Below are 11,087 nucleotides of genomic sequence, written 5' to 3'. Positions count from 1 at the left end.
TTGTATATACATTGAAAAAACTATTACATCAAACATCTCAATATCAAATCCTTGATGCTGCAGCGAAAGAAGGTATCTACCCTCTTATTGCACAACATATACCAAAAGAGAGAAATAGTGACCGTGAACAAGCTATCTTTAATTTCGGTTTACATTATTCTATGTACTCTCTTCACAACATTAAGAAGATGTTTAAGAATGTGCATGCACTACTGAAGCAGAGGTTTGCGGTACCAGTGACGGAAGAGTCTTATCACCGTAATTATCTAAAATACCAGGAAGAAACGTTATTTAGAAAATATGCGTATGATCAGGGTGTTAATCTCCATGCATATATCGCTTTAGAAATTGAAATGCGTGAAAAATTAAAAGTACGTGGCCATAAAGAACGCATAATTCCAAGTGATGTACGTGAATGGTTTATTGAAGAAATTGATAAGCTACCGCAAGAGCAGCTGCGTGTGATTGAGCTACCAAAACAGTTTCATTTACTAGAGTTTATGCGTACCTTCGAACGTTTAGTACGTGCTGGTGTAACAATAACAGCTCCAGATCAGGTGCTAACTGCAATGGAAATAAAATAATAGTAATGAGCTCTCTATTTTTGAAAAAATTGAAAGTAGAGGGCTATTCGTGTTTGTTTGATTAGTAATCTATTTCTGCTACTCTACTTATAAATACTAACTCGAAAGGACTTCATATAAAATGGGGTCTTTTTTTATGCAATTCTATACAAATCTTCTTCTAGCTATACAAGAATCTCCACACTACACATTGGGTATTCTTCATGTGTAGTAAAACATTCGACTTTATATCTACAAAAAATCATAGGGATATTTATAAAAACAGTGGATATGAGGACAATTATGTTCAAATGTGAATAATATTTTCCCAATATCCTTGATAATACTAGTGTGGTGTGTTTCATCTAATAAAAATCATCAATAATAATGTGAGTTATGTGTAAATACTGAGTTATGTTTACAAAGACCTACATTTTCAGAATTAAATGTGGATAATCGGACATTAGATACTGATCCATTTACCAAAATAAAGAAAATATATCCTATTTACATGTTTGAATAAATATAATGTGAATGGTATCAATTTCTTTCCGATTTCATGTAGAAACATATTATTTCCTTTCTGCTTTTTTGTAGAATTGAAAGTCTAATAATCATTGAACCTACGAATACATTTTCTACTATTTATGATTTTTTAGGTTTTAACATGAAATTTTCCCTTGTGGGAGTAGATCTTTCCCCTATTTTTGATAACCTATAATAGTTTTATCTTTATTTCTTTTTTATATATAAGATATATATTTATAATAGATTTTTAATACAGCTAGTATGCTTGTTAATAAGATGTCCGACCTAATTGAAAATATTTGTAAATTACGTTATAGTAATGGTAATTAAACAGATCATTACCCTCATACAAAAGGACAAACCTATGTATCCCTACCAGGACTAGGTTTGTCCTTTTTTCATTTCAATAAACAATTTATATTTGGAGGATTTAACATGACAACATTAAATGATACAACTTATACAGAAACAAATAACTATACAGAGATTAGGTTTTTTAAAGGACTATTTTGGGGATTAGTTTTTGTAGTTCCTTTTTGGAGCATTATAATAACCCTATACATTTTACTTTGCAAATAATAATCAACATATAAAAAATGCAAAGGGTTGTTTTTCCGTTTGCATTTTTTATATGCCAGCAACCGTGCGTAGCAAAGGGCGGTAGCAGGTCTTTCATTTATTTTCTGTTATAATATATCCAAAGAAATTAGGTGATTATATTGAACGAGACAATTAGCTTAGAGAAAACTTTAGAAGCTTTCTCTACATATTTAAGTGAAAAAGGCCGAAAATATTCTACAATCCAACGCTATGCATACGATATTAAAGATTTTTATAGATGGTTGACTGAAAATGAATTGCTTTTACATATCAAATCATGGAATGAAATATCCGTAGATGATTATCAAGCTTATTTCTCAGTGTTAGAAAACAAACGAGAATATTCTCTTAAAACAAGGCACCGGATATGGGTGGTTTTAAAGAAGTTACACATGTTTTTAGGAATAGTTAGCCCATTAGATGGCATTGAACTTTCCTTAATTCCGGATCAATCATTAAACGATAGTGATTTTATTTCTGAAGAAGAAGAAAAGAGCTTAAAACAAATCGTATTATCAACTAAGGGATTAACGGAAAGACAAGCTAAATATCGCCCCCTAATTATGGATAGAAACGCTTGTATAATTAATTTAATAGTAAACTACGGTTTGTCTTTACAAGAGCTTGTATCGCTAAATATGAGCCATATACAGTTTGCTAGGAACACTTTAATTGTTCTAGGAGAAAATGGAGTTACTAGATCTATCTTCTTAACAGCTGAAGATACACAGCAGCTTTACAAATATTATACAACTATCCCAGAACCCGTAAGACCTCGACAACATACAGATAATCCCCTATTTTTGGCATTTGATTTTAATCGAGGTACGTATCGTTGGATGTACGAAAACGATGCGCCAAAGGCTTTATCTGAGGTTGCTATACAAAAGATGATTCGACTTGAAGTGAAGCGAGCAGAATTAAATAGGCGTATTTCTGCACAGCAAATGAGGAACACATTTATTCTCCGTCTTATTAAGCAAGGCTTAACTGAAGATGAGTTAGTAATTAGGATAGGGTTCAAAACTAAGATTTCTTTAAAAAGGTATTACCAATATTCATTGAGAGCTATAAATAACTCTAAAATATAGTTTTATTAAAAATTAGAAAGGTTGATTTATTTGGAAGAAAATATTTTTGGACAGAATCTTAGAAAATTAAGAAAAATAAAGGGGCTTAGCCTAAACAAATTGGGTATAGAGTTAGGGGTAACAGGAAGTGCGATATCCTCTTGGGAATTAGGGAATAAAGAACCGAACTTCGATATGGCCAAAAAAATTGCAAGCTATTTTATGGTTAGTACTGACTACTTGTTAAATCACCAAATTTTAGATAATGATGAACATACAAAAGCAATTGTTACACGTTTAGCTCATAAAATGTACGAAAAAAGCAAGGATGTTCTAGTATTCGAAGAAGAACTACTATCTTATCTTGGTTATTTAGATTATAAAAATAAATCCAGGCATATAGCATTAAAAAACATTGAAAATGAAAATGAAGAAAAAAATGTATAGCACAATATATATTAATGGTTTTACCGTGCATGTATTTGTCATATTCTAATAAAAAGACGTATTCTATTCGTAGAACACGTCTTTTTATCGATTTATTTTAGTTTTATCCCACTCGGTTTACTTTTGTTTTTACCATCTATATTTTCATAGCAGATTCACCCTTACTGCTTACCTTTTTTCAATGTTCTTCTTTATTCTCTTCTATAACCTTCACAATTTATTTTTTATTAATTGTTCTAATTCAGATACAGAAAGTACCTGAATGTGTAAGAATCTTTTTAAGGCATTCCAAAACTCTCTATGGTCATATAATGATACTTGAAGAATGCTTTCCCAAACAGTAATCCCAACCTCGTTATATTGAGGACTTCCTTTCATAAGGCATGCCTTATGTATAGTAATCGAAAACAGATCAGGTTTTACAGATTGGTGAATTTCAAGTGAAGGAATCCATTCAATCGGAGCATTTAAGTGCATAAGATTATCTATACATTTCCTTAGCATGTTGTTGTCTCCTATACAATGTACTTCACCTGTTCTGATATCCAAAATGACTGTTTCATTTGCATGTACTTCTCTAATATGAGAAGGCACTTGTTCTGCATATTGTGTATATATTCTCTGAAATCTTTTGATAGCTTCAGCTATAGTTCTTGCATGAAGGAAGCTTATCTTCTGTGCAAAATGTATTTCCAATATGTATAGGCGCATAATGGATCATCCCCCTATATTACTTGTTATACTGTGTCCTCTTACCTTTTTAATATAGAAAGCACCTATTGTATAGGTACTCTCTAAATATATCTATTATTAATATATTATGCTATGAGAAATGCTTCGTTAGCTAATTCTTTAAGTATCTTTGCAAAGAGATGGTTTGTCTCTTCGGATAGTATTTCCTCTGTTTCTATTAATCTAGAAAGTTTATTTGTAAACTCTGCAGCATACAAAAGCTTCGTACTAGCTTTTTCATCTTCTTTAAACAATTGTTCATTCTTCATGGATTGAATTAAAATCTGAATTAGCATTTGTTTATGTTGTTCTTTTCTCTTTCCATGGTACATATCCATCCCTAACCAATGACGAACAATTCGTTCAGCGTCTCTTGCTTCTGCTATATCTACTCTAGATATAACAAAGGTTAGCTTGTTCCATGTTAATTTTGCTACTTCATTTGAATAATTTGAAGGAAAGAAGAAAAAGCTTTGGTGTGTAATTCTTTGCCGTTCTTTAATCCAACGAAATAGTTCCTGCTTCCCTAGATGAACATCAATTTCCACGAAAAACACAGGGAATGGAGACGTCGTTTTTTCTTCATTTATTGTACAATCAGGTTTGAACACCAATTCACCAAGACATGCGAGATGTATTGGCTCCAATTCATCTCGATATACGCGAATACCATCTGTGTCATACCAGCCTTGTAGTACTGCCTCAATTTCTTCTTCAGATATAAGACTCGTATTTATTTCTTGTTGAACATAAAGTAGATACTCTAAAAGCATTCTTCTACCTTCTACTGTTAGTCCTCCTGGTGCATAGTCTCCCTTTTCTGTACGATCAAACATAATATAATCATATTCAACATGATTACATATGGAAAACAAGTCTGAATCCCTTGTATTTTCGTTTCTAAGGAGCGTGTGCAGGCTTCGTCTATTCATTACATTCCGATACCGAATATCGTTTCTAATCGAACGTAAGAAGCTTTTCCAGGATTGTAGATAAGCATAGTCCGTATACCCTTCACTTATAAGTTGGGTTAGCATTTTGTCCTCACCATTCATCATAAGGCACGGCCAACATCCACTACGTGAATTTGCAGCTCCACAAGCATTTCCTTGTTGTTTTCCACCCGTTTTAATGCCGCATTCAAACATAGCTTGTCCGTATTGTATACTCATTTCTTCTACATCCACACCAAAAGGCAGTATCCCTCTATCTAAAAGTAACATCCATACTTCATCACCGGTTAAAAATTTAACTGGATTAAAGCAGAGGATATTTTTCATGTCATTATGACGTGAAAATAAGGAATCATTACTTATCTCATGCTTTTGAATACTATGTCTTCTTCGAGCACTCTCTTCATTACGAACGGCCAGCATAAGCACACCATCATATTCATCAAAGCATTCTACTGCAGTAGTAGTTTGAGAAGCTATTAAGATTTCTTTCATCTTTCGCTGCATCGGTTTGACCTTGAGAGAGTCGGTACACCATCTCAATCTACTGTTTCCGCTCGGTGGTAAAACGCCTCTGCCTATTACCTTATACCAATATGATTCTTTCATAAGTGGTTGCACACTGTGAACGACAAATGGTAGGTTTTGCTCATTTGCATTCTCCTGGATCTTTTGTAATGTCCGTGAGATATAAGCCGTCATAGCAGGTGTTTCTACTCCAACTTCGGAAGTTAAGATATGAATTGGATTTGTACGTTCCTCTAGTGGTAGCTCGGCAATTGCATCCCATAGTAACGTCAGCATGGCAGAACTATCTTTCCCCCCACTGTAACCTACAAAACAACAATCGCGAGATAAATAGACTTTTTTCATTTCCTCTTTAATTTCTTTATATATATCCATCATTATAGTGTTATCCCCATAGCAAAGTATCATTTCATACTACTATGGAGCATGCCTCCTCTGTTTTTAGATAGAAAAAGAGAGTCCCTATTTAATAGGCACTCTCTTTTATGTATATCCTCTATTTTTAATCAACTGTGATTTCATGTATATTCAACTTGTTTAACTTTTGTTTATAAAACCTCACTACTTTTTGAGCATGTTGTATAGCTACTAATCCATCTTGAACAGTAAGTGCTTCAAAATACGGATAACGAATGTCTGTAGCATAACCATTTAGCTGCACGCACTGTTCTAAAATCAATGAGAATTCCTCATCTAATTTCCGACACGATTTGTGCAGCATTAAAAGGTTATGAGTTTTTGGGACTGGTCTACCGTTTAGTGCAAGAAATCCTTTTAGAAGTTTTTCCACACATTGTTGACTATGATAACAAATAATTGCAGTAGGGAAAGGTTTCATCTGAGTTAAGTAACCAGCAGAATCTAAATCAGATTTTGCAATAAATACCCACTCTTTTAGATCCTCAATATTTCTCATATAGGACCTTCCCTTCTAGTGCAATCTTATGTTCCATAGTAACGGTACGGCTAGCACGTTCTTGAAACTCTTCTGGTCCATACACTAAAATATCAACTGGTGTTTCCATAACATCATAAATACCCCAATTGATACGATTAATGACTTCTCTTTTTCTTTCTCCGACACCTTCCACAACAATACAGAGATCAAAATCACTGTCTTCATTTGGTGTGCCATATGCATGAGAGCCAAAAAGGATGATTTTTTGGACAGAAGATACAGTTTCACGAATCTTTTGCACCAATAGGTCCAATTCCTTTTGTATTTCTTCGTTAATCCGAATCACTCCTCGGATAAAGTAATTATATTGACGTTTAAGTATATTATACATGCATGTTGTTTAATTCATCCATGGATATATGAAATAGATTCGAATATTTGATTAGAGTATCTTTATCGTCGCTATCTACCTCTTCGTGAAGTAACTTCATATCTTGAATTAAGTCATCACCCCAGCTTTTAAATGAATCCTCACAATCGTATTCTTCGAAATTATCTTGTTCTAAATAAATTGGGAAATAAGCTGATACGGGAATTCCTAATCTATACATACGCATAAATATCTCCATAAGATACAATTGTGATGTATAGAAGCAGGAAAGATCAGTATCTAAAGAGTTTTCCGCAATCATAATTATTTCAAGTAAAGTTTTCGAATCAATTAAATCAGTTGGGAAATTGGGGTCTTCCTCTAAATAAGAAACGGTAGCCATTACTTGTTGAATGGATCGTTTTGAAATCTTGCTGAAGTCTATTTCTCTTGAGTGCTCTAAACAATCTAATATGTAGATTTCTTCTTCATGTTTCTTATCTGCAAGTAATTCATGCAGTAAGTGAGCATTTTTTTGTATTTTTAACGAAAGTAGATACCTTCTTACTTTCTGCTGACTGTATGTAAATAATAATTTCATACCTGGTTCCCCTTCGTCTTTTCTCGAATCATTGCCGCAAGACGGATTATAATTTCATAATAAGAAAGTACCCATTCATCAAATGAGTACTGTTCATAACCATCCTCTAGAAATTCAATCAAAATATGACTGGGATACGCTTCACTTTTATAGGTGTTAAACGAAAATTCATGTAACACGAACTGAAAATCAGATTGTGTTATATGTTCCGAGCCTATACATAAATAGTAACCACCTGTATCGAAGTAACATCCTTCCGCAGCCATAGAACTAATATCCGAAGCAAAATTCGAATACATGTCTTCTGAGCTAAATAACGTCCCATCTAACAGGTCTTCTTCAGTTCCAAAGGCAAAGTGACAAAATATACGTGTTTGCTCGTTAAAACGCGCAAGCGACTCGAATAATAGTTCACTTGTGATATGCAACTTGTCCCTGTGAAAATCATTGATATTGATTAAGAATGGGATGTTATATTTACGAATTAATGTTTGTATGCGTAGTATCCGAATGTATACTTTCATCTCATTTCCTTGATTAAATAAATATCTCATCTTCTAGCCCCTGCTTTTCGACATCTTCTAGTTGTTCAGCAAAAAGATGTAAATGTAGCATTTCTTTTAATACACAATCTGGGCCATTTATACGAAATGATTCGTTGCTATAAAACGTGACATAATGTCGTAGTTGCTCAAATTGCTTTTCAAATTCATTTATATGTTCGAATGGTATGTTTTCTAAATCAGGTATTTCGTTCGCAATAAATCCATTTATAATCGATTCAAAGGATTGACGAAGTTCTTGATTATTAGGAAGGACTTCTTTTGACTGTAAAAGGTCAAAGAATTCACTGTGATTCATACTCATTTGGATGCCCCCTTACACGCGAACCGGTAGAATTAACTGCAGATTAGAGTGAGTTGTATCCTCTGCTCCCACTACAACGATAGGTCTCTGATTACTAATCATTTTTATCGCGATTGTTTCAGAAGTTATCGTTTGTAGTGCTTGCAGCAGATATTCCACATTACAAGCCAATGTAAATGCTTCTACTTGATTACATGGAATTTCTACACTTGCAGTACCTACTTGAGAATTTTGTGGTTTAAGATGGATGCTTTCTTTTCCTTCTGACGTAAGCACGATTAAGGAAGAAAATGCTGAAAGCTGCTCCAACGTGTTTTTAAATTCTTCACGTGATAGTTGTATTTCACTTTTAAATTCGTCGGGTACCATACGTGCCGTATCAGGATATGTACCAGCTAGTAATCTAGACTGATAGATAATACTTTCGCCACGGATTAACAGCTGTGTATCACTAATGAGCTTTAATTGTAAATTTGTTTCACGATTAAAGAGCTTAAGAGCTGTTTTAAGAGACTTAATTGGTAACACGACTTCACCATCTTTTGCGATAGTGATCTTTGTACAATCAAAATGTAAACGGGCTAAACGGTGAGCATCAGTTGCTATACTAAAGAACTTATCATCAACTGATTTTAAGTTCACACCTGTTAGGATTTTACGTGTATCCATTGCAGGAATAGCATGTAATGTTCCGTTGGCCATTGATACAAATTGTTCTTGTGAAAGTGAAATCCAATCTTCCCCTGCTTCAATTTTTATTTCAGGATATTCTTCGTGATCCATGGTACAAAAGCTAAATTGTTTCTTCTTACTTTCTACGATTTTTAGCTCATTGTTTTTATGTTCAAGACCGATGAATTCACTTTTGAATTTTTTAATCGTTTTAAGAACTGGAGCAGCTGCAAAAAGCACCTTCCCTGGTTCAGTACAATCCCCACTGTTTACATTAAAGCGAGTCACTAATGTTACAGTTTCTGTACCGTCTGAACCCATTAGAATCATTCCCTTTGAATTACAATTTAATAAAACACCTTGTAATGCGGGCATTGGGTTTTTCACGTCTACAGTAGCACTAGCTTTCTCTAATTTTTCGATAAATAATGTACGGTTAATAGTAAATTTCATAATTTTCCCCTCCAAAAAAGTAATAAAAAAGAACAGACCTCATATCCTGTTCATTCGTTTCCTGCTATAAAACAAAGCTTTACGCGCTTTGTTGTTTTTTTAACTGTTCAATGAGTTGATGAATGGCTTCTGTATGATCATGAAGTAACCATTCTCTAAAGGATGTAATATCTCCAGATATAAGAGTCGATAACCAGCGGCTAAGCTGTTTCTCATTTCCAGGACGAATATTCTTCGCTTCGTGAATCAACTGTAAACTAGTTATTATTCCTTCTAAACCACCAATCGTCGTATCCTCAAATGTTCTCGCTTGCGCATTATAATTGTGATTATAGGCAAGTAGAATTTCCTTGGACGTAATACTTAATGGATTTGCAAGTTCTTGAATTTTTTGGATTAATAATTCCAGACTTGGTTGCCCATTTGATTGTTGCTTCTGTGAACTTCCTTGTTTATTCTTTAGTTGTATCATCGTAGGCGGTGTGAAATAATACCCTTTCTTTTGATAAGAAACATAGATACTATTTGGACCATTACTACGTGTAGAAAGTTCTACTTTACTAGGTTTTACATTATAAAGATATCTTCCCACGCCCCAAAGTACAGCAGCTCTTTTTAAACTATTCGAAAAGCCACCTTTTACAGAACTGTAGTCAGATTCTTCACTTCCATCCTCTTTTGATATCCAACGTTCATTCAAAAATACTGATATGGTGCATTTCGTTGCCTTCTCACCCCATTTTTCATACGACACTTGCCATTTATCAATACCAAAGACTTCATCAAATCGGTCCTGAATGGCGCGTGCGTCAACAAATGGAGCTACATACGCAAAAAAACGACCTTGGCTTTCAAATGTATGTGTAATTTTCCAACCTAATTGTTCGAACGGAAATTCAGCTTGTAAACTTTCCATATTATTTGTCATAATAATCCCCCTAATTAATAAAATAATTGCCTAAAGTGCTGGCTATACAATAACTCCAAACTTGAAGACAACACAAAAAGGGCTTCTTCAAGTCGATTAAAAATGTGCATAGCAAAATAAGCTATATATACACTAATCGGCTCAAAGAAGCCCTTTCATAAATGAAACAAGACGCAACTTGTTTCTACAACTCAACCACAACACAAAAAAGGTGTGGGAATAAACGGAATCAATTAAACAATAAATATATCTGTATATTAAACTATCTTTATTTTTAATGCAAGTAAAAAAGAGTGAAACAACCGTATCACTCTTTCATCCATAGTATATTATTTGCTCCAGAACTCATTATAATACCAAGCTCGATAAGAAACATGTTCTGATACATCCATTATTTTCATACGTCTTCTATGATTTTTAGGATGAACAGGTATACTATATATCTTCGCATCGTCTGGTTTCGTCATATCTTCTACTTCAATTTTTACAACTTTTAGATGGTACGGCATACGACCATTGCTAAAAATATTCCCTACACAAATTGTCCAAAGACTCGTTTCTATTTCAGTTACAATATTCATTTTGTATGCTCCTCTGTGGGTTAATAAAAAAGACATTGAACAAATACTTTGTCCAATGTCTTTTTTTCCTCTTATATACTAGTTAACTCAAAATATAATTTTTCTGGTTTTCCATACATGCTAATTTCATTTTGATATACGACAGCTAATGACTGAGGCATCTCAATGTTTTCCATATAGGATAATGAAGCAGCTGCTTCTATTTTTTCTTTAATCTCATTAGGAATAATTGTGTAAGATAAACTATCCATTTTACTTCCTAATCTAGTATCTGTAGCAGCTTCATAATAAATTTC

At 33.6% G+C, this 11,087-nt stretch carries 12 protein-coding genes and 2 pseudogenes; 3 read left to right on the top strand and 11 right to left on the bottom strand.

The window, feature by feature from the left end; translation table 11 throughout:
• The 3 genes and pseudogenes from CO726_RS29550 to CO726_RS29540 form a co-directional block, all read left to right on the top strand.
• A pseudogene (locus CO726_RS29550) lies at positions 1-584 on the top strand (hypothetical protein); the annotation flags it as partial.
• A 1,217-nt stretch (positions 585-1,801) separates the two neighbouring features.
• Positions 1,802-2,782, top strand: a complete 981-nt coding sequence (locus CO726_RS29545) for a tyrosine-type recombinase/integrase (RefSeq protein WP_099686665.1) — start codon at positions 1,802-1,804, stop codon at positions 2,780-2,782.
• Positions 2,783-2,812: 30 nt separating this feature from the next.
• Positions 2,813-3,208, top strand: a complete 396-nt coding sequence (locus tag CO726_RS29540; RefSeq protein ID WP_099686664.1) for a helix-turn-helix domain-containing protein — start codon at positions 2,813-2,815, stop codon at positions 3,206-3,208.
• Between the two features lie 210 nt (positions 3,209-3,418).
• Here the strand turns inward: CO726_RS29540 and CO726_RS29535 are convergent, their stop codons facing one another.
• The 11 genes and pseudogenes from CO726_RS29535 to CO726_RS29485 all read right to left on the bottom strand — a co-directional run.
• A complete protein-coding gene (locus tag CO726_RS29535; protein ID WP_099686663.1) occupies positions 3,419-3,919 on the bottom strand; it encodes a hypothetical protein in 501 nt (166 codons plus the stop codon).
• 107 nt (positions 3,920-4,026) lie between these two features.
• Positions 4,027-5,799, bottom strand: a complete 1,773-nt coding sequence (locus CO726_RS29530) for a phosphoadenosine phosphosulfate reductase domain-containing protein (RefSeq protein WP_099686666.1) — start codon at positions 5,797-5,799, stop codon at positions 4,027-4,029.
• 124 nt (positions 5,800-5,923) lie between these two features.
• Positions 5,924-6,337: a HEPN domain-containing protein gene (locus CO726_RS29525; protein WP_099686662.1), complete on the bottom strand. Its 414-nt coding sequence runs from the start codon at positions 6,335-6,337 to the stop codon at positions 5,924-5,926.
• On the bottom strand, positions 6,324-6,710 hold the full coding sequence (locus CO726_RS29520) for a nucleotidyltransferase domain-containing protein (RefSeq protein WP_099686661.1): 387 nt from the start codon (positions 6,708-6,710) through the stop codon (positions 6,324-6,326). The genes CO726_RS29525 and CO726_RS29520 overlap by 14 nt, the downstream gene beginning before the upstream one ends.
• A gap of 1 nt (position 6,711) precedes the next feature.
• A pseudogene (locus CO726_RS29515) lies at positions 6,712-7,290 on the bottom strand (hypothetical protein); the annotation flags it as partial.
• On the bottom strand, positions 7,287-7,844 hold the full coding sequence (locus CO726_RS29510) for a hypothetical protein (protein ID WP_099686660.1): 558 nt from the start codon (positions 7,842-7,844) through the stop codon (positions 7,287-7,289). The pseudogene CO726_RS29515 and the gene CO726_RS29510, both read right to left, overlap by 4 nt.
• Positions 7,828-8,157, bottom strand: coding sequence for a hypothetical protein (locus CO726_RS29505; RefSeq protein WP_099686659.1), 330 nt, complete (start codon positions 8,155-8,157; stop codon positions 7,828-7,830). The genes CO726_RS29510 and CO726_RS29505 overlap by 17 nt, the downstream gene beginning before the upstream one ends.
• Before the next feature lie 12 nt (positions 8,158-8,169).
• A complete protein-coding gene (dnaN, locus tag CO726_RS29500) occupies positions 8,170-9,282 on the bottom strand; it encodes a DNA polymerase III subunit beta (RefSeq protein WP_099686658.1) in 1,113 nt (370 codons plus the stop codon).
• A 79-nt stretch (positions 9,283-9,361) separates the two neighbouring features.
• A complete protein-coding gene (locus tag CO726_RS29495; RefSeq protein ID WP_099686657.1) occupies positions 9,362-10,210 on the bottom strand; it encodes a Rad52/Rad22 family DNA repair protein in 849 nt (282 codons plus the stop codon).
• 329 nt (positions 10,211-10,539) lie between these two features.
• On the bottom strand, positions 10,540-10,791 hold the full coding sequence (locus CO726_RS29490; protein WP_099686656.1) for a hypothetical protein: 252 nt from the start codon (positions 10,789-10,791) through the stop codon (positions 10,540-10,542).
• 71 nt (positions 10,792-10,862) lie between these two features.
• Positions 10,863-11,087: hypothetical protein (locus tag CO726_RS29485; protein WP_099686655.1), on the bottom strand; the 225-nt coding region annotated here is incomplete at its 5' end.

The sequence above is a fragment of the Bacillus fungorum genome, from assembly GCF_002746455.1.
Lineage (GTDB): Bacteria > Bacillota > Bacilli > Bacillales > Bacillaceae_G > Bacillus_A > Bacillus_A fungorum.
The sequence above is the reverse complement of the archived record's forward strand: the minus strand, read 5'-3'. Positions and strand labels throughout refer to the sequence as shown.

Bases quoted from the DNA above. Each gene is read 5' to 3' on its own strand.
- CO726_RS29535 (WP_099686663.1), bottom strand. From the start codon at position 3,919: ATGCGCCTATACATATTGGAAATACATTTTGCACAGAAGATAAGCTTC.
- CO726_RS29530 (WP_099686666.1), bottom strand. From the start codon at position 5,799: ATGATGGATATATATAAAGAAATTAAAGAGGAAATGAAAAAAGTCTAT.
- CO726_RS29525 (WP_099686662.1), bottom strand. From the start codon at position 6,337: ATGAGAAATATTGAGGATCTAAAAGAGTGGGTATTTATTGCAAAATCT.
- CO726_RS29520 (WP_099686661.1), bottom strand. From the start codon at position 6,710: ATGTATAATATACTTAAACGTCAATATAATTACTTTATCCGAGGAGTG.
- CO726_RS29510 (WP_099686660.1), bottom strand. From the start codon at position 7,844: ATGAGATATTTATTTAATCAAGGAAATGAGATGAAAGTATACATTCGG.
- CO726_RS29505 (WP_099686659.1), bottom strand. From the start codon at position 8,157: ATGAGTATGAATCACAGTGAATTCTTTGACCTTTTACAGTCAAAAGAA.
- dnaN (WP_099686658.1), bottom strand. From the start codon at position 9,282: ATGAAATTTACTATTAACCGTACATTATTTATCGAAAAATTAGAGAAA.
- CO726_RS29495 (WP_099686657.1), bottom strand. From the start codon at position 10,210: ATGACAAATAATATGGAAAGTTTACAAGCTGAATTTCCGTTCGAACAA.
- CO726_RS29490 (WP_099686656.1), bottom strand. From the start codon at position 10,791: ATGAATATTGTAACTGAAATAGAAACGAGTCTTTGGACAATTTGTGTA.